Consider the following 23799-nt stretch of genomic DNA (forward strand, 5'->3'; position numbering starts at 1 on the left):
GTCAGTTCCCCAGCTTTTGCGCAGTCTTCGCCAACCGCAGGCCCAGGGCCCGGCACAGCGCCACTTCATGTTCATTCAAGCCGCTTTTGCCATCGGCCCCGGCGTGATGGCTGGCGCCATACGGCGTGCCGCCACCACGGGTTTCCAGCAGGGCGGATTCGCTGTAAGGCAGACCGGTGATCAGCATGCCGTGGTGCAGCAGCGGCAGCATCATCGACAGCAGCGTGGTTTCCTGACCGCCGTGCAGGCTCGCGGTGGAGGTGAACACGCCGGCCGGCTTGCCCACCAGCGCGCCGGTCAGCCAGAGGTTGCTGGTGCCGTCCAGAAAGTATTTGAGCGGCGCCGCCATGTTGCCGAATCGGGTCGGGCTGCCCAAGGCCAGGCCCGCGCAGTTCTTCAGGTCATCGAGGCTGGCGTACAGCGCGCCAGCGTCCGGAATGTCAGGCGCAACGGCTTCGCATTCGGTGGAGATCGCCGGCACGGTGCGCAGGCGCGCTTCCATCCCGGACTGCTCGACGCCACGGGCAATCTGTCGGGCCATTTCATTGGTCGAGCCACTGCGGCTGTAATACAGAACCAGAATGTAGGGTGCGCTCACGGCAGCAACTCCAGCACGCTCTCTGGCGGACGGCCGATGACGGCTTTGTCGCCGACTTCGAGAATCGGTCGCTCCATGAGTTTCGGGTGAGCAGCGATGGCCGCGATCAATTGCGCTTCGCTCAGGCTGCTGTCGGCCAGGTTGAGGGTTTTGTATTCGTCCTCGCCAGTGCGCAGCAGTTGCCGGGCGCTGAGGCCAAGCTTGGTCAGCAAGCTCTGGATTTGCACGGCGTCCAGCGGGGTTTCGAGGTAGCGGACGACAGTCGGAGTCAGGCCGCGGGCTTCGAGCAGTTCGAGCGCACCGCGGGATTTCGAGCAGCGCGGGTTGTGATAAAGCGTCAGATCGGTCATGGGCGGGTCGCTTCTTGCGTAAAGTGGCAGCTATTCTAACTGTGCAGCGCGTAATCCTGAACCTTGCGAGGCGATGGGTCGCAGGCGCATTCAATTTTGAACAAGGAACACGACATGACAAGGCGACTGGCAGCGGCATTGGCGATTTTCGGGACGTTGATGCTGGGGGGCTGCGGCAATGACTATGGCGTCGACCAGAACGGCCAGAAAGTTGCGTCCGAACGGCTGGACAAACAATGGGTGGTGCTCAATTACTGGGCCGAATGGTGTGGCCCATGCCGGACCGAGATCCCGCAGTTGAATGCGTTGGCTGATCAATTGAAGGACAAGAAGATTGGCGTGTTCGGGGTCAACTACGACAATGTGCAGGGTGAAGAGCTGAAAAGCGCCAGTGAAAAACTGGGGATCAAGTTCACGGTACTGGCTTCAGACCCGGCCGATCTTTTTGAACTGCCGCGCAATGAGGCCCTGCCGGTGACGTACATCATCGATAACAACGGCAAGGTTCGCGAACAGCTGATGGGCGAGCAGACGGCGGCGGGGGTGATGGCGAAGCTTGAGGCGTTGCAGGCAGTCAACTGATCGGACGCGGGCCTGTGGCTGACGTGACTTTGTGGCGAGGGAGCTGTTGTGGCGAGGGGGCTTGTCGGACCGCCGCACCGCCCCGTTGGGCTGCGAAGCAGCCCTGAAAACAGCCACCTCGTTTCATCAGGCACACCATGCATACCGGACTTGCGACTGCTGCGCAGCCGAACGGGGGCAAGCCCCCTCGCCACAGAGGTGATCAACCCTCTTCAAGCCACCATCGCAATGGCTTGCCTGCCGTTGGCCAGAAGCGCATCTGCTCGATCGGTGAAACGTCCCAGCGCTGTACGCCTTCCAGCGCCTGCAAGAAGCGCATTTCCTGCTCCATGATTGCTGGCGCACAGAGCTTGCGGGTGCTGCCGATCTTGCCGAAGCTCAATTTGTCGCCTTCCAGGGTGTACGGCGCGAACCAATGGTTGCAGCCGCCATTGCCATAGGCCCGACCGTCTTCACCGAGGGTGATGGTCAAGTGGCTGTAGTCCATCAATGGATTTTCGCCGATCCATTCCAGAATGTAGCTACGATTTTTTTCGAGTTGCACCGGCTCGGCGGCGCAGCCCAGCAGGCTGGCACCGACCATGGCGGCCAGAGCGAGGCGTTTCATCACGCAGGCTCCTGGCATTTCGGGCACAGGTGTTTCTCGCCAACCGAGGTCCAGCCCAACTCGGTAATCCGCGCCGTGGCAGCGGGCTTTTCAGCCTTGTTGCCAAGCTTGGCGTCGACCGCGAACTCAAAGCTCAGCGCTTTGGCACAGCTGTCGCAATTGACTTCCCAGGTGTGGATCGCCAGTTCGCCGAACACCGGGCCACTGCTCACTGCGACCCATTGACCTGGCGGGTTGATCAAGTGGCGAACCGTTTCGACGGTCAGGCGCATGGACAAGTCCTTGCTGCCTTTAAGGGTCACTACCAGCACGTCGCCAATCCGGATCGAGCCACCGTTACCGGTGACTTGATAACGCCCCGGCACAAGGGCGCGGCATTCGGTAAGGGTGTGTTGCGGGTTCATCAGGGTGTAGCGGAAATCGTGTTCGACCATGGGTCCTCCAAATATGCGCGGTATGCTATCACGGGCCTGCGTGCAGCATGGCGCGGGTGGATGACCTTCGATCAGGTTCAAACGATCTTCCAAAGTCTGAGTCAATCAGCCCTCGACCTGATTCTGCGGCGTACCGGCGGCCCAGGCCACGATGTTTTGCAAGGTCGTCGCGGCAATCGCGCCCAGCGCTTCGCGGGTCAGGAAGGCCTGGTGCGCGGTGATGATCACATTCGGAAAGGTCAGCAGCCGCGCCAGCACATCGTCTTGCAGCGGCAGGTCGGAGCGGTCTTCGAAAAACAGCTGCGCCTCTTCTTCGTACACATCGAGCCCCAGATAGCCCAATTGGCCGTCCTTTAATGCGTCGATCAGCGCCGGCGTGTCCACCAGACCGCCGCGCCCGGTGTTGATCAGCATCGCGCCGGGTTGCATGTGCGCCAGTGAATCGCGGTTGATCAGGTGTTTGCTCTGCTCGTTGAGCGGGCAATGCAGGCTGATGATCTGCGACTCGGCGAGCAGTTCCGGCAGGCTCAAGTAGCGAGCGCCAAGGGCTTCGACTTGCGGATTAGGGTAGGGGTCATACGCCAGCAACTGACAGCCGAAACCGTTCATGATCTTGGCGAACGTTGCGCCGATCTGCCCGGTGCCGACCACGCCGACGGTCTTGCCCACCAAGTCGAAGCCGGTCAGCCCGTGCAGGCTGAAGTCGCCTTCACGGGTGCGGTTATAGGCACGGTGCAAGCGGCGGTTGAGTGCCAGGATCAGCGCCACCGCATGTTCGGCCACGGCGTGTGGCGAGTAGGCCGGGACGCGCACGATCGACAATCCCAGCAATTTCGCCGCCGCCAGATCAACGTGGTTGTAACCGGCCGAGCGCAGGGCGATCAGGCGTGTGCCCCCAGCTGCCAGACGTTCCAGCACCGGGGCGCTGAGGTCGTCATTGATAAAGGCGCAGACCACCTCGTGAGATTGCGCCAGCGCCACGGTATCGAGGCTCAGCCGCGCGGACTGAAAGTGCAGTTCGATACCGGCGGACAGGACTGCGCTCAGAAAACTGTCGCGGTCGTAGGTCTGGCTGCTGAAAAGAATCGTGCGCATGAATCCTCCATTTAACTCGGTCCCGCTTCATGTAGCAGCTGGCGAAGCCTGCGTCCGGCGGCGAAGCCGTCGTAAAATCAGACGCTGCGGTCTTTTCAGGTAAACCGCGTTTGCCGGGTTTACGACGGCTTCGCCGCCGGACGCAGCCTTCGGCAGCTGCTACAAAGGCCAGCTTAGCGCTTATGGTGATCGGCGCGGTTGCGCTGCATCAAGCGTTGATACGGGCATGAGCGGCCAGGCGATTGATCGCCCGTTCGAGCTCTTCCAGTGCGCCGGGCGCTTTCGGATCCTGTTGCTTGAGCAGCGTTTCACTGCGTTGGCAGGCGGCGCGCAGTTGCGGGACGCCGCAATAACGGGTTGCCCCGTGCAAGCGATGGACGCGCTCGATCAATGCATTGCGGTCATTGCTTTCCCGGGCCGTGCGAATGGCCTCGCGGTCGGCCTCAAGCGAGGCCAGCAACATCGCCAGCATGTCCGCAGCCAGATCCGCTTTGCCAGCGGCCAGACGCAAACCTTCTTCGGGGTCGAGCACCTGCAAGTCATGCCCGCCGCCGTGGCTGTCGCTGGAACGTTCCGGTCCATGATTGCGCAGGGCCAGGCCTGTCCACTTCAACACCACCTGCGCCAATTGCCGCTCACTGATGGGTTTGGTCAGGTAATCGTCCATGCCGCTTTGCAGCAGCGCACGTTTTTCATTGGCCATGGCGTGGGCGGTGAGGGCCACGATCGGCAGCGGTGTGCAATGCCGTTCACTTTCCCACTGTCGAATCGCTTCGGTACTTTGACGCCCATCCATGCCGGGCATTTGCACGTCCATCAACACCAGATCGAAGGTTTCGTTGTGCACTGCCTTGACCGCCGCGTAACCACTTTCAACGGCCAGCACCTTGGCGCCCATGTCTTCGAGCAGGGTTTGTACCAGCAACAGGTTGGCCGGGTTGTCGTCGACGCAAAGCACCTTCGGCGCACGACTGGACAGCGGTTCGCCCGGTTCGCTGCGCTGCTGACGCGGGTTGACCAGATCGGACAAGGCCCGACGCAGTTTGCGGGTGCAGGCCGGTTTGGCCTGAAGCTGACTGTGCGGGTTAGGCACCGAGAGATGGAACAGTGTTTGCTCGGTGGTTGGACACAGCACAAGGACTTTGCAACCCAGGTGTTCGAGGTCCCAGATGTGCTGGTTGAGACGCTCCGGCGGCATGTCGTTGCTGGTGATGCCCAGCACCGCCAGATCGATGGCCTGATCGGTCTGATGCGCGCCGGTCACGCCATTGGTCAGGCTTTCCAGGGTATTGAACGGCGTTACGCTCAGGCCGCAGTCTTCCAGTTGATGCTGCAACGCCTGCCGCGCCAGTTCATGGTTTTCCAGCACCGCCACGCGACGCCCGAGCAGGGGAGGGCCTGGCAGGTCTTCGGCGTCATCGCGGGTCTTGGGCAGACTCAGGCTGATCCAGAACTCCGAACCTTCGCCCGGTGTACTGTCGACGCCAATTTCGCCGCCCATCTGCTCAATCAGTCGTTTGGAAATCACCAACCCCAGCCCCGTGCCGCCGGGTTGCCGGGACAACGAGTTATCGGCCTGGCTGAAGGCCTGGAACAGCGCGCGCACGTCCTGGTTCGACAGGCCGATGCCGGTGTCCTGAATGCTGATGCGCAGTTGCACGCTGTCTTCATGCTCCTCTTCAAGCATGGCGCGGGCAACGATGGTGCCTTCGCGGGTGAACTTGATCGCGTTGCTGACAAGGTTGGTGAGGATCTGCTTGAGCCGCAACGGGTCGCCCACCAGCGATAAGGGCGTGTCGCGATACACCAGACTCACCAGTTCCAGCTGTTTGGCGTGGGCCGCCGGGGCGAGGATGGTCAGCGTGTCCTGCAGCAGGTCGCGCAAGTTGAACGGAATATTGTCGAGTACCAGTTTGCCGGCCTCGATTTTCGAGAAGTCGAGAATTTCGTTGATGATCCCCAACAGGCTGTCGGCGGATTTCTCGATGGTGCCCAGGTAGTCGAGCTGGCGCGGCGTCAGTTCGCTTTTTTGCAGCAGGTGTGTGAAGCCGAGAATGCCGTTGAGCGGCGTGCGGATTTCATGGCTCATGTTAGCCAGGAACTCGGATTTGATCCGGCTCGCTTCCAGGGCTTCCTTGCGCGCCAGGTCCAGCTCGATGTTCTGAATCTCGATGGTTTCCAGATTCTGCCGCACGTCTTCAGTGGCTTGGTCAACGCTGTGCTGCAATTCTTCCCGCGCATTTTGCAGGGTGCCGGCCATGCGGTTGATGCCGGACGCCAGGTCATCCAGTTCCTGACTGCCGAGGGGCGGCAAGCGGGTTTCCAGATGACCGTCCTTGAGTTGCGCTACCGCCAGTTTGATCTGGCTGATCGGTCGGTTGATGGTCCGCCCCATCCGCAGTGCCAGCAGCGCCGCGCCGGCCAGACCTGTGGCGATCATCAGCAGGCTGGCAAACAGGCTGCGGTAACCGCGCAGCAACATGCCGCTGTGGGACAGTTCGATTTCGACCCAGCCAAGCAGGCGGTTGGCTTCATCGGGAATCAAGTCGCCGGCCAGGTTGCGGTGTTTGCCAAACACCGGCAGCAGATAACGCGTCGCATCGTTGCCGCTGCGGCGCAGCATCTGCGAACCGTTGCCCACCGGTGCCTGATTGAGCATGGTCGGGCCGGCGTGGGCCAGCAGCGTGCGGTCGGGGGCGAGGAAGGTCACTGCGCGCACGTCCGCTGCTTCCAGCGACTGGGTGGCGATACGCTCCAGCAGGTCATTGTCCTTGCGACCCATGGCCGGGGCCACCAAGGGCGCAAGCTGTTCGGCAATCATCTCGCCGCGCTGCAACAGCTGGGATTGCAGGTCGGATTGCTGCATCCAAGTGAAATAGCCGCCCAGGACCAATGCCATCAGAGTCGTCGGCAACAAGGTCAGCAACAGCACGCGGCCTTCAATTCCCAGTTTCTTGAGCACGCATCTCTCCTGCATCCAGCGATTGATTGACCGGCGTGTACGTCCGGTACGCGCCACCCGGGCAGTGTAGCGAGTTGCAGGCAGGCAATCTTCGTAAAATTGATGTCGTCATTCGTCGGATGCCGTGCTGCTTTTGCGTCTTGGGCAAACCTTGGGTTGCCCATCGGCAGGCAATCTTGAATAATCAGTCAACTGAGAATTATTTGCAGATACTCATGACTCCCATCTCTATTGGCCATCCCCGAATCCTTTCCATCGAAGACGACCTCGTGCTTGGTGCGTATGTGCACGAACATTTGGGACGTTGTGGTTTTCAGGTGACCTGGTGTCAGAACGGTCAGGAAGGCCTGGCCATCGCGCGTCAGCAAGCCTTCGATGTAGTGTTGATGGATATTCTGTTACCGGGTCTGGACGGCCTCAATGTGTTGACTCAGTTGCGCCAGAGCCATTCCACCCCTGTGGTGTTGATGTCCGCTCTGGGCGCCGAAGAGGATCGCATCAGCGGCTTTCGCCTGGGGGCCGATGATTACTTGCCAAAACCGTTCAGCATGGCCGAATTGCGCGTACGCATCGAAGCGATCCTGCGTCGGGTGGCGCTCGACCGGAGGCCAGAGCCGGCACCGCTGGCCAGTGAGGCGGACAGTCTGCATTTCGACGATGAACTGTGTGAGGTTTTCTATGGCGCACACGCCGCCGGCCTGACCCGCAGCGAATATCGATTGCTGGAAACACTCAATCGCAATGACGATGAGGTGTTGAGCAAAGCCTTCCTTTATCAGCACGTGCTGCAACGCGGTTACGCCGCCCATGACCGCAGTCTCGATATGCACATCAGTCAGATCCGCCGCAAACTCAAAGGCATCGGCTATACCGAGCGGGAAGTGCGCACGGTCTGGGGCAAGGGTTACGTATTGAGTGCGGCCGATGAAATGGTCTGACCTGCCAGGCCGGCACTCGCTGTTCTGGAAACTCGCCTGTTTGCTGGTAGCGTTTTGTCTGCTGATGATCTGGCTGAGTTGGTCCTGGGGCCGGTACATGGAACAGAAAAACCTGTTCTTGTCCGAAGAGGCCCGGATCACGCTCACCCGCTACGCCGCCGAAGCCGAGCAAGCCTGGAATCAACGCCAGAGTGCAGGCGTCGATGTCTGGCTGCAGGGTATCGGCAAGCGCGAGACATCGTGGGTCGGTGTCATCGGCGCTGACTTGCAGTCGTTGAGCAGCTATCCGCTGACGGAAAAAGAAGTTCAGCGCCTGACCTTTTTGCGCGGACTTGATTGGCCAACGAGTCGCCACACCAGAGGCTTGCCATGGTTGAGAATCCCCTTTCCAAACGACCCGGCGGCCGGCAGCCTGGTGATCGAGCTACCCCAGCGCTTTGTTCCGGGGCAATACCGGCTTTTCTGGCGGGTGATCACCAACGGCATCATTCCGGGATTGTTCACGCTGTTGTTATGCGTCGGTCTGTATCGACTGCTGGTCGTGCCGTTGAACAGTCTGCGCGAACAGGCCAACGCCTGGCGCGCTGACCAGTTGAACGTGCGCTTGTCGAGCAGCACCACCAATCGTTCGGATGAATTGGGTGAGTTGGGCAGGGCCTTCGATCACATGTCCGAGCGCCTGCAAAGCACCGTGGCCTTGCAGCAACAATTACTGCGCGACCTGTCACACGAACTGCGGACACCGCTGAGCCGCTTGCGGGTGGCCAGCGAAAGCGAGCAGGAGCTGTCGGCGTTGCGCGAGCGTATCGGTCGGGAGGTCGATGGCATGCAGCGTCTGGTGGAAGACACGCTGCAACTGGCCTGGCTCGACACCGAGCGTTCACCGTTGCCCGATGAAGCGATCCAGATTCAGGCACTGTGGGAAATGCTCACGGAAAATGCTTGCTATGAAAGTGGCTGGCCGGGCAGTCAATTGCACTGCACGGTGGATTCATCGTGTTGGGTTCGCGGCAATCTCAACACCCTGGCGCAGGCGTTGGAAAACATTCTGCGCAACGCCGTTCGTCATTCGCCGAAGGGCGGTGTGGTGAGTCTCGGTGGGCGGCGCGATGGCGACTTCTGGCATTTGTGGCTGGAGGATGAGGGCAGCGGGGTGGCTGAGGCCGATCTTGAGCGGATCTTCTGTCCGTTCATTCGACTCGACGGCTCGCGTCCGGGGGATGGCGGGTTTGGGTTGGGGTTGAGCATTGCGAGGAATGCGGTGCGGCGGCAGGGTGGACAGCTTTGGGCTCAGAACACTGGGACGGGGTTGCGGCTTAATATGCGGTTGCTGGCTGATATTGATGGTGTCAGCGATGAGGCCTTCGCGAGCAGGCTCGCTCCCACAGAGGAGATGAGTCGCCCACAAATGGTGTGATCACCCCGATCCCCCTGTAGGAGTGAGCCTGCTCGCGATGAGGCCTTCCCAGCCACCAAGAAGTTGGTTTTGCCGGAGCGTTCCCGTTTATTTGTACGACGTTTCCTAAAGGGTATTACCGACACCTTCAACCTGACTCGACGGAATAGACTCGCGTTTTTCCTCGTCCTCAGGAGTCCGGCATGAATGCATCCAGCTTCCCCGACAATGCAACCGACGACCGCTTCAATGAAGTGCTTGCGCTGATTCAAAGTGCCAAACAGCAGGCCATGCAGGCGGTTAATACCCAGCTAATTGAGCTGTATTGGCAGGTGGGTGCTTACATCAGTCGCAAGCTGGAAAAAGCCGAATGGGGCGATTCTGTGGTCAGTCAACTGGCCGAGCATCTGGCCAAGACTCAACCAGGGTTGCGCGGTTTTACCCGGCGTAATCTGTTCCGTATGCGCCAGTTCTACGAGGCTTACCGGGGAGATGAAAAAGTGTCAGCACTGCTGACACAATTACCCTGGACCCAGAACCTACTCATTCTAAGTCAGAGCAAACTCCCGCAAGAACGTGAGTTCTATTTGCGCCTGGCCATCCAGGAAAAATGGTCGACGCGTGAGTTAGAACGTCAATTCAAGGCTGCACTGTTCGAGCGAAGCGTGACCCAGCCAGCAAAAATATCACCGGTACTGAGACAATCTCACCCGACCGCGCTTGAGATATTCCGTGATGCCTACATGCTCGAGTTCCTCGACCTGCCCGGTGGCCATGCCGAAAGCGATCTGCATAAAGGGTTGCTGGCGCGCCTCAAGGAATTTCTGATCGAGCTGGGTCGTGACTTCTGCTTTGTCGGTTCCGAGTATCCGCTGCAAGTGGGGGGGTGTGATTTTGCCCTGGATCTGCTGTTCTTCCACCGTGGCCTTAATTGCCTTGTAGCCATTGAGCTAAAGGTCGGTCGTTTTAAGCCGGAGTATTTGGGCAAGCTGAACTTCTATTTGGAAGCGCTGGATCGCAATGAATGCAAGTCCCACGAAAACCCGGCCATCGGTGTATTGCTTTGTGCCAGCAAGGATGACGAAGTGGTCGAATACTCCCTCAACCGCAGCCTGTCGCCGGCGTTGATAGCTGAATATCAAGTCCAACTTCCGGACAAGCAGTTGTTGCAGGCCAAGCTTCACGAGTTCTACGCCTTGAATATTGCGCAGGCAGAGAGTCCTGATCCAGTCGCTTATTCCCATAAGCCATAAGCACCACACTTTGCGTGATATGGCCTGCGAACGTTTGTCGGTATGATAGTCGCCCCCGCAGTCTGGATTGCGAATACGCCATGACCTTGCAGTACCCAACCATCGCCGATTGCGTCGGCAACACTCCGCTGGTTCGTTTGCAGCGCCTGCCCGGCGCCACCAGCAATACCCTTTTGCTCAAGCTCGAAGGGAATAACCCGGCGGGTTCGGTCAAGGACCGGCCGGCGCTGTCGATGATCACTCGCGCCGAGTTGCGCGGGCAGATCCACGCCGGCGATACGCTGATCGAAGCAACGTCCGGTAACACCGGGATTGCTTTGGCGATGGCGGCCGCGATCAAGGGTTACAAGATGATCCTGATCATGCCGGACAACTCCAGCGCCGAGCGTAAAGCCGCCATGACGGCGTATGGCGCCGAGTTGATCCTGGTCTCCCAGGAAGAAGGCATGGAAGGCGCCCGCGACCTCGCTCAGCGAATGGAAGCCGAAGGCCGTGGCACGGTGCTGGACCAGTTCGCCAACGGTGATAACCCGCAAGCGCACTACACCACCACCGGCCCGGAAATCTGGCGTCAGACCGAAGGCACCATCACCCATTTCGTCAGTTCGATGGGCACCACCGGCACCATCATGGGCGTCTCGCGCTACTTGAAAGAGCAGAACGAAGGTGTGCAAATCATCGGCCTGCAACCGATGGAAGGCTCGGCAATTCCGGGCATCCGTCGCTGGCCGCAGGAATATCTGCCGAAGATTTATCAGGCGGATCGCGTAGACCGCATCGTCGACATGGCGCAAAGCGAAGCCGAAGACGTGACCCGTCGTCTGGCCCGCGAAGAAGGCATCTTCTGTGGCGTGTCCTCGGGCGGTGCGGTGGCAGCGATGCTGCGCCTGTCGAAGGAAGTTGAAAACGCGGTGATCGTCGCGATCATCTGTGACCGTGGCGACCGTTACTTGTCGACCGGCATTTTCGACGCGCCTAACTGATGGCCAAGCACGAGAGAGGCCTGCGCTTCCAACCCACGGGCGGCAGCAAGGCCCCACAAATCCCGACCGGCAAAAAGCAGCGCTTGAGCATCGAGCGCCTGGCCAATGACGGTCGCGGTATCGCCTTTTTCGAAGGTCGCACCTGGTTCGTCATCGGCGCCTTGGCCGGTGAAGAAGTCGAAGCGCGGGTGTTGGGCGCCCATGGCAAAGTGGTCGAGGCACGCACCGAACGCGTGTTCCAGGCCAGTGAATTGCGTCGTCCGGCACCGTGTCCGCATGCCGGTCGCTGTGGCGGCTGCAGCGTGCAGCATCTGCCCCATACCGAACAACTTGCCCTGAAACAGCGCATGCTCGCCGAACAATTATCGAAGGTCGCCGGTGTCGAACCACAAGAGTGGGCCGCGCCGTTGAGCGGTCCGGAATTCGGTTACCGCCGTCGCGCCCGGGTGGCGGTGCGCTGGGACATGAAGGCGAAAAAACTCGAAGTCGGATTCCGTGCCGCGGGCAGTCAGGACATCGTCGCGATCAATGAATGCACGGTGCTGGTACAGCCCTTGCAACCGATCATGACCCGCTTGCCGGAGATGCTGCGTCGCTTGAGCAAACCTCAGGCGCTGGGGCATGTGGAATTGTTCAGCGGTTCGTCGTTGGCCGTGTTGCTGCGGCACATGGCACCGTTGTCTGACGCCGACCTGACGATCCTCAAGGAATTCTGCGCTTTCCATGAAGCCCAATTGTGGCTGCACGGAGAGGGTGACCCGCAACCGGTCGAAGCCGGCCAGTCGCTGGGTTATCGCCTGGAGCGTTGGGACCTGGACCTGGCCTACCGGCCCGGGGATTTTATTCAGGTCAATGCAGGGGTCAACGAAGCCATGGTCGCCCAGGCGCTGGACTGGCTCAAACCTCAGGCGGATGAGCGGGTTCTGGATTTGTTTTGTGGTCTGGGTAATTTCGCCCTGCCGCTGGCCAAGGCCGTTCGTGAAGTGGTGGCGGTGGAAGGTGTGCAGGCCATGGTCGAGCGCGCCGCTGTCAACGCGGCTAGCAATAATCTGCATAACGCGCAATTTTTTCAGGCCGATTTATCCCAGCCTTTGACTAATGCCGAATGGGCGCGCGAAGGCTTTTGTGCGGTACTCTTGGACCCACCGCGTGACGGTGCTTTCGAGGTGGTGCGCAAGCTGGCGTCCCTGGGCGCCAAACGGTTGGTGTATGTGTCGTGCAACCCGGCAACGTTGGCGCGCGATACAGTTGAGTTGATCAAGCAGGGCTACCGGTTAAAACGTGCCGGGATTCTCGATATGTTTCCTCAAACGGCACATGTCGAGGCCATGGCGTTATTTGAAGCGAGCTAGGACTGCTCGTCTGGTCCGACTGGCCCGCCCGTGCAGCTCTCGCATGAGTCCCGTGAGGGCAATCGGGCAACGAAGGTCAGCGATTTGACGCATTGAATCTGCGTCATAGGGAAGGTAAGCAAGATGGTACAGGTGAGAGCACACCAGCCGATCAATACAGACGGCAGTATCAATCTCGAGGCTTGGCTCGATCATGCGGTCAGTGTCGATCCGGCACTGGATCGCGAAGCCTTGAAGGAAGCGTGCGAGTTCGCTCGTACGTCTGAACAACAGGCCAATGCGGCGAAGAATCTCTGGTCCGAAGGGACCTCGAGTTTCCGCACGGGCCTTGAGATCGCCGAGATTCTGGCCGACCTCAAACTCGATCAGGATTCACTGGTTGCCGCGATCTTGTACCGTGGTGTGCGCGAAGGCCAGATCCTGTTGCCTGCCGTCAGCCAGCGCTTCGGTCCGTTGGTGGCCAAGCTCATCGACGGCGTGCAGCGCATGGCGGCGATCAGCGACAGTCTGAGCCCGCGTAAATCCTTGGTGCTGGGCACTCAGGGCCAGGTCGAAAACCTGCGCAAAATGCTGGTCGCCATGGTCGACGACGTTCGCGTCGCGCTGATCAAACTGGCTGAACGCACCTGCGCGATTCGAGCGGTGAAAACCGCCGACGACGAGAAACGCAATCGCGTCGCCCGTGAAGTCTTCGACATCTATGCGCCACTCGCGCACCGTCTCGGTATCGGTCACATCAAGTGGGAATTGGAGGACTTGTCCTTCCGTTACCTTGAGCCTGACCAGTACAAGCAGATCGCCAAGTTGCTGCATGAACGGCGTCTGGATCGCGAGCGTTTCATCGCCGACGTGATGAGCCAGCTGAAGAACGAATTGCACGCCACCGGCGTCGATGCCGACATCAGTGGCCGGGCCAAACACATCTATTCGATCTGGCGCAAAATGCAGCGCAAGGGTCTGGAGTTCAGCCAGATCTATGACGTGCGCGCCGTTCGCGTGCTGGTGCCGGAGATGCGCGATTGCTACACCGCGCTCGGCATCGTCCACACCTTGTGGCGGCACATCCCGAAAGAATTCGACGACTACATCGCCAACCCGAAAGAGAACGGCTACCGCTCGTTGCACACGGCGGTGATTGGTCCTGAAGGCAAGGTGCTGGAAGTGCAGATCCGCACCCACGCCATGCACGAGGAAGCCGAGCTGGGCGTGTGCGCGCACTGGCGCTACAAAGGCACCGACGTCAAATCCGGCTCCAATCACTACGAAGAGAAAATCTCCTGGCTGCGTCAGGTCCTCGAGTGGCACGAAGAGTTGGGCGATATTGGCGGCCTGGCGGAACAGCTGCGGGTCGATATCGAGCCGGACCGGGTCTACATCTTTACCCCGGACGGTCACGCCATCGACTTGCCCAAAGGCGCGACGCCGCTGGACTTTGCTTACCGCGTGCATACCGAAATCGGTCACAACTGCCGTGGCGCGAAGATCAACGGGCGTATTGTGCCGCTCAACTACAGCCTGCAAACCGGTGAACAGGTCGAGATCATCACCAGCAAGCACGGCACCCCGAGCCGCGACTGGCTGAACCCGAACCTGGGTTACATCACCACCTCCCGGGCGCGGGCAAAGATTGTCCACTGGTTCAAATTGCAGGCGCGCGATCAGAACGTCGCGGCCGGTAAGACCCTGCTTGAGCGCGAACTCAGTCGCCTCGGCCTGCCAGCAGTGGACTTCGACAAGCTGGCTGACAAGGCCAACATGAAGACGTCCGAGGACATGTTCGCGGCGTTGGGTGCCGGAGATTTGCGCCTGGCACAACTGGTGAACCTGGCTCAGCAACTGGTCGAACCGGAACGCGGCAACGAACAGCTGGAGCTGATCCCACGCAAGGCCACCGGCTACAAACCGGGCAAGCGCGGCGACATCCAGATCCAGGGCGTCGGCAACCTGATGACGCAAATGGCTGGCTGCTGCCAGCCATTGCCGGGCGATGCAATCGTTGGTTACATCACCCAGGGCCGTGGCGTAAGCATTCACCGCCAGGACTGCGCCTCGGTGCTGCAACTGGGCGGTCGCGAGCCAGAGCGGATCATTCAGGTCAGCTGGGGCCCGGTGCCGGTGCTCACCTACCCGGTGGACATCATCATCCGCGCCTACGACCGCTCCGGTTTGCTGCGTGACGTGTCGCAGGTGCTGCTCAATGAGCGGATTAATGTGCTGGCGGTCAACACCCGCTCGAACAAAGAGGACAACACGGCGTTGATGTCCCTGACCATCGAGATTCCGGGGCTGGATGCACTGGGGCGGTTGCTGGGGCGGATTTCCCAGTTGCCGAACATCATCGAAACCCGTCGTAACCGGACGCCTTGACGGGTCACCTTATTGCAGGCTGTGCTTTTGTGGGAGCCTGGCTTGCCAGCGATGCAGACACCTCGGTCTTTCAGGAACACCGAGGTGACATCTTCGCTGGCAAGCCAGCTCCTACAAGGATCGTGTAGAGATTGATAGATGTATTCACTTGAAGACCTGCTGCACTTGATGAACCGGCTGCGCGACCCGCAGTTCGGTTGCCCATGGGACATCAAGCAAACGTATGCCACCATCGTCCCGCACACCCTTGAGGAAGCCTACGAAGTCGCTGACGCCATCGAGCGCGGTGACTTCGATCACTTGCAGGGTGAGTTGGGCGATTTGCTGTTTCAGGTGGTTTATTACAGCCAACTGGCGCGGGAAGAAGGGCGCTTCGAATTCGACGGTGTGGTCGACAGCATCACCCGCAAGTTGATCCGTCGGCATCCTCACGTGTTTCCTACCGGTGATCTGTATGCGCCCGTGGACATCCCGCGCCTGAGTGAAGAACAGGTCAAGCAGCGCTGGGAAGAGATCAAGGCCGAGGAGCGCGCCGAGAAGTCAGCGGCACCGTTGCAGTTGTCGTTGCTCGACGATGTACCGGCTGCGCTGCCTGCCTTGTCCCGTTCGGCGAAACTGCAAAAGCGCGCCGGGCAGGTCGGTTTCGACTGGCCGGACGCCTTGCCGGTGCTGGACAAGGTCCGCGAAGAGCTCGATGAAGTGCTCGAAGCCATGGCCGACAATGACTCGGCAGCGATTGCCGATGAGGTGGGTGACCTGCTGTTTTCGGTGGTCAATCTGGCGCGTCATCTCAAGGTTGATCCGGAAACCGCGCTGCGTGGCGCCAATAGCAAGTTCGAAAGACGCTTCCGTTTTATCGAACAGGCATTGCGCGACACCCACCGTCCCATAGAAGATTGCACCCTCGAAGAGTTGGACGCCTTGTGGGGCGAAGCCAAACGTCAGGAAAAGAATTTGACCAGCTGCGGTTGAGCAGTTGCCTAAGTGAGAAACAAGCACCATGAGCATTTCCCTTCGCGACCAGTTGCTCAAAGCAGGGCTGGTCAACCAGAAGCAGGCCAAACAGGTCGGCAAAGAGAAGCAGAAACAGCAGCGCCTGGCCCATAAGGGTCAGATCGAACTGGATGACTCGCAGCAGCGTGCAGCCCAGGAAGCCATGGCCGAGAAGGTCAAGCGCGACCAGGAGCTGAACCGTCAGCAGCAGGAAAAGGTCGAGGCCAAGGCCCGCGCCGCTCAGGTCAAGCAATTGATCGAAGTCTCGCGTCTGCCGAAGCTGACCACCGAGGATTACTACAACTTCGTTGACGACAAGAAGGTCAAGCGCCTCTGCGTCAACACGCTGATGCGCAACAAGCTCAGCAACGGTTCGCTGGCCATCGTGCACCACGCCGGCGGCTACGAAGTGATCCCCCGTGAAGCGGCGCTGAAGATCCAGGAGCGCGATCCACAGCGTATCGTGCAGATGAACGTGAAGACTGAAGAAGTGGCCGCCGAGGACGATCCGTACGCGGCCTATCAGATTCCGGATGATCTGATGTGGTAAGCCGTTAAAGGCTTCAACAACGACAAACCCCGCTCACGGCGGGGTTTGTCGTTTTCAATGCTGTAGTTGCTCAGGCGCAGAGCGACGCTCTTTTCTGCTCCAGGGTTTCCAGTTCGGCTTTGTAGTTGTGGGCGTCGGTTTCGGAGTGGAACATCCCCACCAACAGGTCTTGTTGATGGACATCCCAAATGCGGATACCGGCCGCTACACCCTCATGGGATTTATGTGAATCGTCGCGTTCAGTTACTTTGACAGTCATCTGCTTGCTCCAATCTCAGTTACCTGCACCAAGGCATGTGCAGGCCTCTGTTATATGTTTTGGTAGCTTGCTAAGTAAATGCCTGGGATCGGTAACGAATAATTGCCAATTCTGCAAAAGTCCTGCAGCCCGCGAAACGCGCGACATTCGGTCGCAGGGTGTTGGGTTTTATGACAAAAGCTTCATGTTTCCATTGAAGAAAGTCACGCGATTCGAGTCCGATGGATGGAGCACTGCACAACCTGTAGGAGCTGGCTTGCCAGCGATAGTGGAGTGTCAGGCAACATGAATGTTTGGAGTGCCGACGTCATCGCAGGCAAGCCAGCTCCCACAGGATTTGTGTTTGCCCGCAGTTTTTCGATCGCACAAAAAAAAACGCCCCAAACCAGTCGGGGCGTTTTTTTTGTGCAGCGAAACGGCGAGGTATTACTTACCCGCCCAGCGCTTCAGTACCAGCGTGGCGTTGGTGCCACCGAAACCGAAGCTGTTGCTCATCACGGTGTCGATGGTGGCGTTTTCGCGAGTCTTGGTCAGGATCGGCATGTCTGCCACTTCCGGGTCCAGTTCGTCGATGTTGGCGGAACCCGCCATGAAGTTGCCTTCCATCATCAGCATGCAGTAGATCGCTTCGTGAACGCCGGCGGCGCCCAGGGAGTGACCCGACAGGCTCTTGGTGGAGCTGATGGCCGGAGCCTTGTCGCCGAACAATTCGCGCACACCTTTCATTTCCATGACGTCGCCGACCGGAGTCGAGGTGCCGTGGGTGTTCAGGTAGTCGATCGGAGCGTCAACGGTGGACATTGCCATCTGCATGCAGCGGATAGCGCCTTCGCCGCTTGGGGCGACCATGTCGTAGCCGTCGGAGGTCGCGCCGTAGCCAACGATTTCCGCGTAGATCTTCGCGCCGCGCGCCAAAGCGTGTTCCAGCTCTTCGACCACGACCATGCCGCCACCGCCGGCAATGACGAAACCGTCACGCTTGGCATCGTAGGCACGGGAAGCTTTTTCCGGGGTTTCGTTGTACTGGCTGGACAGTGCACCCATGGCGTCGAACAGGAACGACTGGCTCCAATGCTCTTCTTCACCGCCGCCGGCAAATACGATGTCCTGCTTGCCCATCTGGATCTGTTCCATGGCAGTACCGATGCAGTGAGCACTGGTAGCGCAGGCAGAAGCGATGGAGTAGTTCAGGCCCTTGATCTTGAACGGGGTGGCCAGGCAAGCGGAAACGGTGCTGCTCATGGTCCGCGTGACACGGTATGGGCCAACGCGCTTCACGCCTTTCTCGCGCAGGATGTCCAGCGCTTCCATCTGGTTCAGCGTGGAGGCGCCACCGGAACCGGCAATCAGACCGGTACGCGGGTTGGAGACTTGCTCATCGCTCAGGCCGGAGTCAGCGATGGCGTCTTTCATGGCCAGGTAGGCGTAAGCCGCCGCGTGGCCGACGAAGCGAAAGATCTTGCGATCGATCAGCTCTTCGAGGGGAAGGTCAATGGAGCCGGAAACCTGGCTACGCAGACCCATTTCGGCATATTCCGGGTTGAACCGGATGCCAGGGCGGCTTGCACGCAGGTTAGCGGAGACGGTCTCTTTGTCATTGCCCAGGCACGAAACGATGCCCAGACCAGTGATAACGACGCGGCGCATGCGGATAACCCTTAGAAGTTGTCAGTGGAGGTGAAAACGCCGACCCGAAGGCCTTCGGCGGTGTAGATCTCGCGGCCGTCGACGCTGACCGAACCGTCGGCAATGGCCAGGTTCAGTTTGCCTTTCAACACACGCTTGATCTGAATGTTATAGGTGACTTTCTGGGCGGTTGGCAGTACCTGGCCGAAGAATTTCACTTCGCCCGAACCCAGCGCACGGCCACGGCCCGGCAGACCTTGCCAGCCAAGGAAGAAACCGACCAGTTGCCACATGGCGTCAAGGCCCAGGCAGCCTGGCATCACCGGATCACCTTCGAAGTGGCAGGCGAAAAACCACAGGTCCGGAGTGATATCCAGCTCGGCGACCAATTCACCTTTGCCGTACTTGCCACCCTCGGCACTGATATGGGTGATGCGATCCACCATCAGCATGTTCGGGGCGGGCAGTTGTGCGTTACCTGGGCCGAACAGCTCACCGCGACTGCAGCGCAGCAGGTCTTCCCGAGTAAAGGCGTTTTGTTGGGTCATGCGAGCTCCTCAATAGTCCCATGCGGCAGGGTGGGGCAAATATCCCGGCCGATCGAAGCGTTCATGCCTCGAGTCAGCAGCCTACTCATAGACTATTGCGTTGTGGTGAAAGTCACAGCACCAAGGACATGAATGTACACTTGTGCACTGAAATTATTATTCAAGCCCCTTTTCGGGCCTGTTCGGGTGCCTAAGACTGCCGCACTTTCGCCTTTCACGCCAGTCGCAGATGCTCGAAAGGCCTGTACTACTGCACCCAGCGCTGCAGAATTTGCTGCAAATCAGTACGTTTGAAGGGCTTGGCCAGATAATCGTTCATGCCCACCGACAAACAGGCTTCGCGGTCGCCCTGTAACGCATTGGCGGTCAAAGCGATGATCGGCAAGTTCGCGCAGCCGGGCAACTGGCGAATCTGTCGGGTCGCCTCGTAGCCGTCGACGATCGGCAGCCGGCAGTCCATCAGAATCGCTTCAAAAATCAGGCTCTCGGCACTGCGCACGGCTTGCGCGCCATCGGTCGCGACGCTGACAGTAAAACCCAGGCTGCGTAACATTGCTTCGATGACGGTCTGATTGACCGGGTTGTCCTCGACCAGCAGCACATTGCGACCTGCGCCATCATCGTTGCCGGTCTGTGCCCGGGGTGTCAGTACCGGCAGCGACTGCTTATAGAGCGCCAGTGGGATTTCCAGGGTAAACACCGAACCTTGGCCTTCCTCGCTCTGCGCACGTAAGGTGCCGCCCATGCGTTCCGCCAGCGTGCGGGCAATCGGCAGGCCCAGACCGGTGCCACCGTAGCGCCGTGAAATGGAGCTGTCGGCCTGCTGGAAGGCATTGAACATCAACTCCAGGCTTTCAGCCGAAATGCCGATGCCGCTGTCGCGCACGGTGCAGGTAAACCACAGCAGTTCGTGATCCAGCGATTGCCACTGCGGTTCAATGCTGACGCGGCCCTGCTCGGTGAACTTCAATGCATTGCCGACCAGGTTGACCAGAATCTGCCGGATCCGTGTCGGATCGCCCTGAACCTGAAGGGCACGCATGTCCTCGGGGATCAACAACTGCAGATCAAGCTCGCGCTGTAACGCGCTGTGCTGGAACGATTGGGCGCAACTGCTGATCAGGTCCGCCAGGTTGAACGGGATGTGTTCCAGTTCCAGCTCCGAACGCTCGATACGCGAGAAGTCGAGAATATCGTTGATGACCTTGAGCAGGTGTTCGGTGGACTCCGAGGCCAGCGCCGCGTATTCAATCTGCTCCTCGGTCATGTCGGTGGTTTCCAACAATTGCAGCATACCGAGCACGCCATTCATCGGTGTACGCAGTTCATGGCTCATCATCGCCAGGAAGTCAGACTTGGCATTGTTGGCCTTTTCCGCCTCCTCGCGCGTCTGGATCAATTGCGCCATCGCCTGATGCTGTTCGCGACTGGCTTGTTCGAGGCCGGCGGCGAGGTTGTTGATGTGCTGCGACAGCGCACCCAGCTCGGTGTCGTCGACAATCGGCAAGGGTGTTTTGTAATCGCCGTGCTGGATCGCCTTCACTGCGTTGCCAATATCGCGGATCGGTTGCGACAGGCTGCCCGCCAGACGCCGGGCCACCAAAAAGGTAAACAGCAGGGCGAACAGCGCAAGGATGGCGGCTTTGAACAGGATTTCCTGCTGACGCTGGCTGAACGCATCATTTGAAAGACCGACGATTACCCGCCCCAGATAGTCCTCGGTGGGGCCAATGCTGGCGGCTTTGGGGCCCTGGAAGAAATCATTGTTGAGCGCTATCCGTTGCAGCCGCACCGGTGCCTGGAACACTTCGACCTGTTGTGAGCGCCTGTAGGTTTCCGACGGGTGCTCGACGTACACCAAAATCCGGTTGGCGTTGTCCTGGACCTCCAGAAAGCGCACGTTCGGCGTGGCGAGTGTCGCCTTGAGCAAACTTTCAAGCACCTCGTTGTTACCCGAAATCACCCCGTATTCGGCGGCGGGTGCCAATTGGTTGGCGATCAATTGCCCGGTGTGGTTGAGCTCCTGACGCAGGTCCTGGATCCGCACGAAGGTGAAGAAGCTGATCAGCAACAACGTCAGCAGCAGGGCAGGGCCAAGGCTGATCATCTGGGTGCGAGTGCTGATGTCCCAGGGGCGTCGGAGGGTCATGGCAGGCTTTTTCCTTCAGCCAATTGGGTGGCAATAGCTGCTTCATTGATCGGTTCGATACCTAATGAACGAGCCACTTGCGGATTACTTGATACTTTGAAGTGTTGCGGATATAGCGACCGCGGCCAACTCGCCGCAGGTAGATCGAGCAATTCGTCGAGCATCTGCAGCCAGTCGCTCTGATCGCTGTAAGTGCTGGCCAGGCTGCCCGCCTTGACGAAAGCGGCGTTGGGGCCGATCAATGCCAATTGCCGGGAATAGCTGCTCAACAGCAGGTTTTTTGCGGTTTTCGGGTTGTAGAGGTCGGGATCGTCGAGGCCCAGCAGCACGTCACAGTTATTCAGCAAGGTCTGCAAGGGGCGGCTGTCATGGATGTTATTCCAGCGCTCGGCGACCACTTCAAGCTCCAGTCCAAGTGCGGCCAGGCGCAATTCTTTCAACAGGAATTCGCTGTGATTGTCGTACAGCACACCGATGCGCTGCGCCTGCGGCAAGATGAGTCGGGTCAGGCGCAATTGCCGATCCAGCGGCGCATCGCTCCAGAGCAGACTGAGGTGGAGTGGAACGTCAACGCCGAAACGTTGCTGGGCTTGCAGGCGGCTGATGCGCAGCACCAACGTCGCCGGGCCCTGAACCTCTTGCTGGCGCCAGTCGAGGCTCGGCAGATCAAGCAGGATCAGGCGGGCGGCGGCGGGCAGTTTACCAGGTGATGGAAGGCTCGCCAGTGGCTGGAAACGCACACTGTCGGCAGGGCGCATGTCGCTCAGCGCGCGGACGAAGGATTGCACGCCGGGATTGTCTTCGGCGCCGGTCAACAGGATGTCGGCGGCCTGTGTCGGCAGGACGCCGAGCAAACAGCCAGCCACCAGGCACAACTTGGCCAGCAGGCGGCCCAGTGGCGGAGATTTCCATGACAGGCGATGCCCCATTTAAAACATCAGCTCCGCGCTGAAGTAAAGCACCCGACGCTCGTCGTAGTTGTTGTCGACGAACGTGGTGGGTTGGTTATCCAGGCGTTGTTGAAGGATGCCGGCCAATTCCAGATTGGCCTTGCCCATGTAGCCAAGCTCTCGCGAGCACATGCGTTCGTTGTCGAGATCGCCTGGACCCCGGGTCTTGACGAGGTAACAGGCACTGGTCTGGCCGTAAGCCGTGGGCTGCAAATGGGTCACCCGGTAACTCCAGTTGACGTTGTTCTCGAACATGTCTGGCGAACGGATCGCCTCCGAGTACAGGGGGTGTCGTCGAGCGTGCCGTTGAAACAGGTCTCGGAAGCTGCCCGGTCGTAACGATAGTTCATGCCGCTGACCAGTCGCAGACTGTCGGACAGGCTGAGGGTGTCTTGCACTTCCATGTCATAGCACGATTCCAGGGGCCTCTGATCGATGTCGCCACACAGGTTGCTGATGTGGCGCGCGATTCATTGTCGAGAAACATGTCGTCGGCCAGCAAGGACGGGCTGAAGATCAGCGCCATCACCAGCGGCGAGCGGGGTGAAGGAGAACCAAACGACACGTCATACCCTTGATCGTGATGAGTTGGCGCGCATGTTAACCGAGCCCGTTGACTTTTCCATTCACGATGCCGGCATTTTCCCAGGATTCATTGGTCTTCTTCCTATAAGTGTTGGTAAATGAAGCGGGGGCTGGCCGCCACGGGGCCGCTCCGTATAATGCGGACATCGCCACTGGTATGGATTAACGGATTGCATATGACTGAACAGCGCCCAATTGCGGTCCTGGGAGGCGGAAGTTTTGGTACCGCCGTGGCTAATTTGCTGGCCGAGAACGGGCATCAGGTCCGGCAGTGGATGCGTGACCCCGAACAGGCCGAGGCCATTCGGGTCAATCGCGAGAACCCGCGTTACCTCAAAGGCATCAAGATTCTTCCGGCAGTAGAACCGGTGACCGACCTGCAAGCCACGCTGGCAGCCTGCGACCTGTGTTTCGTCGCGCTGCCCTCCAGTGCATTGCGCTCGGTATTGGTCCCGCACACCGAACTGTTGAGCGGCAAACTGCTGGTCAGCCTGACCAAAGGCATCGAAGCCCACACGTTCAAGTTGATGAGCGAGATCCTCGAGGAGATCGCCCCGAAAGCGCGCATCGGCGTGCTGTCCGGACCGAACCTGGCCCGTGAAATCGCCGAGCACGCGCTGACCGCCACCGTGGTCGCCAGCGAAGACGAAGAACTGTGCCAACGGGTTCAGGAAGCGCTGCATGGCCGGACCTTTCGCGTGTACGCCAGTGCCGACCGGTTTGGCGTCGAGTTGGGCGGGGCGCTGAAAAACGTTTACGCAATCATTGCCGGCATGGCCGTGGCGCTGGGCATGGGCGAAAACACCAAGAGCATGCTGATCACCCGGGCGCTGGCGGAAATGACCCGTTTTGCGGTGAATCAGGGCGCCAACCCGATGACCTTTCTCGGTCTTGCCGGTGTGGGCGATTTGATCGTCACCTGCTCGTCACCGAAAAGCCGTAACTACCAGGTCGGGTTTGCCCTGGGTCAGGGCTTGAGTCTGGAGGACGCGGTCACGCGTCTGGGTGAAGTGGCTGAAGGCGTGAACACGCTGAAAGTGCTCAAGGCCAAGGCTCAGGAGGTTGGCGTCTATATGCCGCTGGTCGCCGGGTTGCACGCAATCCTGTTTGAGGGGCGCACGCTTAATCAAGTGATTGAATTGTTGATGCGCGGTGAACCGAAAACCGACGTCGACTTTATCTCAACCAGCGGTTTCAACTAAGCACGCTTTGCAAAAAATCA

21 protein-coding genes and 1 pseudogene are annotated in these 23799 nt (G+C 59.5%); 10 read left to right on the top strand and 12 right to left on the bottom strand.

Annotated elements, in window-relative coordinates; translation table 11 throughout:
- Nucleotide 1: 1 nt before the first annotated feature.
- Both wrbA and arsC read right to left on the bottom strand, forming a co-directional pair.
- Entirely contained in the window at nucleotides 2-598 is a 597-nt protein-coding gene (gene wrbA, locus ACWGZX_RS21590; RefSeq protein ID WP_223519738.1) for an NAD(P)H:quinone oxidoreductase, read from the bottom strand.
- Nucleotides 595-948 carry an arsenate reductase (glutaredoxin) gene (gene arsC / locus ACWGZX_RS21595; protein WP_223519736.1) on the bottom strand — a complete coding sequence of 118 codons (354 nt, stop codon included), beginning with the start codon at nucleotides 946-948 and terminating at the stop codon, nucleotides 595-597. The genes wrbA and arsC overlap by 4 nt, the downstream gene beginning before the upstream one ends.
- Before the next feature lie 114 nt (nucleotides 949-1062).
- Here arsC and ACWGZX_RS21600 point away from each other — a divergent pair, with 114 nt between their 5' ends.
- Nucleotides 1063-1530, top strand: a complete 468-nt coding sequence (locus ACWGZX_RS21600; RefSeq protein WP_452625359.1) for a TlpA disulfide reductase family protein — start codon at nucleotides 1063-1065, stop codon at nucleotides 1528-1530.
- A gap of 202 nt (nucleotides 1531-1732) precedes the next feature.
- Here ACWGZX_RS21600 and ACWGZX_RS21605 read toward each other — a convergent pair whose 3' ends face one another.
- The 4 genes from ACWGZX_RS21605 to ACWGZX_RS21620 all read right to left on the bottom strand — a co-directional run bounded on the left by ACWGZX_RS21605 (nucleotide 1733) and on the right by ACWGZX_RS21620 (nucleotide 6628).
- Nucleotides 1733-2137: an META domain-containing protein gene (locus tag ACWGZX_RS21605; RefSeq protein ID WP_452625360.1), complete on the bottom strand. Its 405-nt coding sequence runs from the start codon at nucleotides 2135-2137 to the stop codon at nucleotides 1733-1735.
- Entirely contained in the window at nucleotides 2137-2571 is a 435-nt protein-coding gene (locus tag ACWGZX_RS21610; protein ID WP_223519730.1) for a hypothetical protein, read from the bottom strand. Before ACWGZX_RS21610 ends, ACWGZX_RS21605 begins: the two co-directional genes overlap by 1 nt.
- A gap of 105 nt (nucleotides 2572-2676) precedes the next feature.
- Nucleotides 2677-3666 (bottom strand): 2-hydroxyacid dehydrogenase, encoded by a 990-nt coding sequence (locus tag ACWGZX_RS21615; RefSeq protein ID WP_452625361.1) that lies wholly within the window; start codon nucleotides 3664-3666, stop codon nucleotides 2677-2679.
- A 208-nt stretch (nucleotides 3667-3874) separates the two neighbouring features.
- A complete protein-coding gene (locus ACWGZX_RS21620) occupies nucleotides 3875-6628 on the bottom strand; it encodes a response regulator (RefSeq protein ID WP_452625362.1) in 2754 nt (917 codons plus the stop codon).
- Nucleotides 6629-6843: 215 nt separating this feature from the next.
- Between ACWGZX_RS21620 and ACWGZX_RS21625 the strand changes: the two genes are divergently transcribed.
- From ACWGZX_RS21625 to ACWGZX_RS21660, 8 genes are all read left to right on the top strand, one after another.
- The gene (locus ACWGZX_RS21625) at nucleotides 6844-7566 is read left to right on the top strand and encodes a response regulator transcription factor (RefSeq protein WP_452625363.1); all 723 of its coding nucleotides are present in this window, start codon (nucleotides 6844-6846) and stop codon (nucleotides 7564-7566) included.
- Entirely contained in the window at nucleotides 7553-8983 is a 1431-nt protein-coding gene (locus ACWGZX_RS21630; RefSeq protein ID WP_452625364.1) for a histidine kinase sensor domain-containing protein, read from the top strand. The genes ACWGZX_RS21625 and ACWGZX_RS21630 overlap by 14 nt, the downstream gene beginning before the upstream one ends.
- Nucleotides 8984-9165: 182 nt before the next feature.
- Nucleotides 9166-10215, top strand: coding sequence for a PDDEXK nuclease domain-containing protein (locus ACWGZX_RS21635; RefSeq protein ID WP_452625365.1), 1050 nt, complete (start codon nucleotides 9166-9168; stop codon nucleotides 10213-10215).
- An 80-nt stretch (nucleotides 10216-10295) separates the two neighbouring features.
- A complete protein-coding gene (gene cysM, locus ACWGZX_RS21640) occupies nucleotides 10296-11198 on the top strand; it encodes a cysteine synthase CysM (protein WP_452625366.1) in 903 nt (300 codons plus the stop codon).
- Complete coding sequence (gene rlmD, locus ACWGZX_RS21645; RefSeq protein ID WP_452625367.1) at nucleotides 11198-12550, top strand: 23S rRNA (uracil(1939)-C(5))-methyltransferase RlmD; 1353 nt, start codon at nucleotides 11198-11200, stop codon at nucleotides 12548-12550. The genes cysM and rlmD overlap by 1 nt, the downstream gene beginning before the upstream one ends.
- A 123-nt stretch (nucleotides 12551-12673) precedes the next feature.
- Nucleotides 12674-14917, top strand: a complete 2244-nt coding sequence (gene relA / locus ACWGZX_RS21650) for a GTP diphosphokinase (RefSeq protein ID WP_452625368.1) — start codon at nucleotides 12674-12676, stop codon at nucleotides 14915-14917.
- Nucleotides 14918-15055: 138 nt separating this feature from the next.
- Nucleotides 15056-15889, top strand: coding sequence for a nucleoside triphosphate pyrophosphohydrolase (gene mazG / locus ACWGZX_RS21655; protein ID WP_007949508.1), 834 nt, complete (start codon nucleotides 15056-15058; stop codon nucleotides 15887-15889).
- Between the two features lie 28 nt (nucleotides 15890-15917).
- Nucleotides 15918-16460, top strand: a complete 543-nt coding sequence (locus ACWGZX_RS21660) for a DUF2058 domain-containing protein (RefSeq protein ID WP_452625369.1) — start codon at nucleotides 15918-15920, stop codon at nucleotides 16458-16460.
- A 70-nt stretch (nucleotides 16461-16530) separates the two neighbouring features.
- On the opposite strand, the gene ACWGZX_RS21665 is transcribed toward ACWGZX_RS21660, so the two are convergent.
- The 6 genes and pseudogenes from ACWGZX_RS21665 to ACWGZX_RS21690 all read right to left on the bottom strand — a co-directional run.
- On the bottom strand, nucleotides 16531-16719 hold the full coding sequence (locus tag ACWGZX_RS21665; protein WP_223519711.1) for a hypothetical protein: 189 nt from the start codon (nucleotides 16717-16719) through the stop codon (nucleotides 16531-16533).
- A 426-nt stretch (nucleotides 16720-17145) separates the two neighbouring features.
- Entirely contained in the window at nucleotides 17146-18366 is a 1221-nt protein-coding gene (fabB, locus tag ACWGZX_RS21670) for a beta-ketoacyl-ACP synthase I (RefSeq protein ID WP_223519709.1), read from the bottom strand.
- Nucleotides 18367-18377: 11 nt separating this feature from the next.
- Complete coding sequence (gene fabA / locus ACWGZX_RS21675) at nucleotides 18378-18893, bottom strand: 3-hydroxyacyl-[acyl-carrier-protein] dehydratase FabA (RefSeq protein WP_223519708.1); 516 nt, start codon at nucleotides 18891-18893, stop codon at nucleotides 18378-18380.
- A 247-nt stretch (nucleotides 18894-19140) separates the two neighbouring features.
- Nucleotides 19141-21042, bottom strand: coding sequence for an ATP-binding protein (locus ACWGZX_RS21680; RefSeq protein WP_452625370.1), 1902 nt, complete (start codon nucleotides 21040-21042; stop codon nucleotides 19141-19143).
- Complete coding sequence (locus ACWGZX_RS21685; protein ID WP_452625371.1) at nucleotides 21039-21971, bottom strand: ABC transporter substrate-binding protein; 933 nt, start codon at nucleotides 21969-21971, stop codon at nucleotides 21039-21041. The genes ACWGZX_RS21680 and ACWGZX_RS21685 overlap by 4 nt, the downstream gene beginning before the upstream one ends.
- A pseudogene (locus tag ACWGZX_RS21690) lies at nucleotides 21972-22441 on the bottom strand (hypothetical protein); the annotation flags it as partial.
- A gap of 312 nt (nucleotides 22442-22753) precedes the next feature.
- Here ACWGZX_RS21690 and ACWGZX_RS21695 point away from each other — a divergent pair.
- On the top strand, nucleotides 22754-23779 hold the full coding sequence (locus ACWGZX_RS21695) for an NAD(P)H-dependent glycerol-3-phosphate dehydrogenase (RefSeq protein ID WP_223519702.1): 1026 nt from the start codon (nucleotides 22754-22756) through the stop codon (nucleotides 23777-23779).
- Nucleotides 23780-23799: the final 20 nt, after the last annotated feature.

Source organism: Pseudomonas sp. CLCA07 (genome assembly GCF_053615335.1).

What these genes read in the sequence shown, in the direction of transcription:
- arsC (WP_223519736.1), bottom strand. Translation starts at nt 948, where the DNA reads ATGACCGATCTGACGCTTTATCACAACCCGCGCTGCTCGAAATCCCGC.
- ACWGZX_RS21600 (WP_452625359.1), top strand. Translation starts at nt 1,063, where the DNA reads ATGACAAGGCGACTGGCAGCGGCATTGGCGATTTTCGGGACGTTGATG.
- ACWGZX_RS21605 (WP_452625360.1), bottom strand. Translation starts at nt 2,137, where the DNA reads ATGAAACGCCTCGCTCTGGCCGCCATGGTCGGTGCCAGCCTGCTGGGC.
- ACWGZX_RS21610 (WP_223519730.1), bottom strand. Translation starts at nt 2,571, where the DNA reads ATGGTCGAACACGATTTCCGCTACACCCTGATGAACCCGCAACACACC.
- ACWGZX_RS21615 (WP_452625361.1), bottom strand. Translation starts at nt 3,666, where the DNA reads ATGCGCACGATTCTTTTCAGCAGCCAGACCTACGACCGCGACAGTTTT.
- ACWGZX_RS21625 (WP_452625363.1), top strand. Translation starts at nt 6,844, where the DNA reads ATGACTCCCATCTCTATTGGCCATCCCCGAATCCTTTCCATCGAAGAC.
- ACWGZX_RS21630 (WP_452625364.1), top strand. Translation starts at nt 7,553, where the DNA reads ATGAAATGGTCTGACCTGCCAGGCCGGCACTCGCTGTTCTGGAAACTC.
- ACWGZX_RS21635 (WP_452625365.1), top strand. Translation starts at nt 9,166, where the DNA reads ATGAATGCATCCAGCTTCCCCGACAATGCAACCGACGACCGCTTCAAT.
- cysM (WP_452625366.1), top strand. Translation starts at nt 10,296, where the DNA reads ATGACCTTGCAGTACCCAACCATCGCCGATTGCGTCGGCAACACTCCG.
- rlmD (WP_452625367.1), top strand. Translation starts at nt 11,198, where the DNA reads ATGGCCAAGCACGAGAGAGGCCTGCGCTTCCAACCCACGGGCGGCAGC.
- relA (WP_452625368.1), top strand. Translation starts at nt 12,674, where the DNA reads ATGGTACAGGTGAGAGCACACCAGCCGATCAATACAGACGGCAGTATC.
- mazG (WP_007949508.1), top strand. Translation starts at nt 15,056, where the DNA reads ATGTATTCACTTGAAGACCTGCTGCACTTGATGAACCGGCTGCGCGAC.
- ACWGZX_RS21660 (WP_452625369.1), top strand. Translation starts at nt 15,918, where the DNA reads ATGAGCATTTCCCTTCGCGACCAGTTGCTCAAAGCAGGGCTGGTCAAC.
- ACWGZX_RS21665 (WP_223519711.1), bottom strand. Translation starts at nt 16,719, where the DNA reads ATGACTGTCAAAGTAACTGAACGCGACGATTCACATAAATCCCATGAG.
- fabB (WP_223519709.1), bottom strand. Translation starts at nt 18,366, where the DNA reads ATGCGCCGCGTCGTTATCACTGGTCTGGGCATCGTTTCGTGCCTGGGC.
- fabA (WP_223519708.1), bottom strand. Translation starts at nt 18,893, where the DNA reads ATGACCCAACAAAACGCCTTTACTCGGGAAGACCTGCTGCGCTGCAGT.
- ACWGZX_RS21680 (WP_452625370.1), bottom strand. Translation starts at nt 21,042, where the DNA reads ATGACCCTCCGACGCCCCTGGGACATCAGCACTCGCACCCAGATGATC.
- ACWGZX_RS21685 (WP_452625371.1), bottom strand. Translation starts at nt 21,971, where the DNA reads ATGGGGCATCGCCTGTCATGGAAATCTCCGCCACTGGGCCGCCTGCTG.
- ACWGZX_RS21695 (WP_223519702.1), top strand. Translation starts at nt 22,754, where the DNA reads ATGACTGAACAGCGCCCAATTGCGGTCCTGGGAGGCGGAAGTTTTGGT.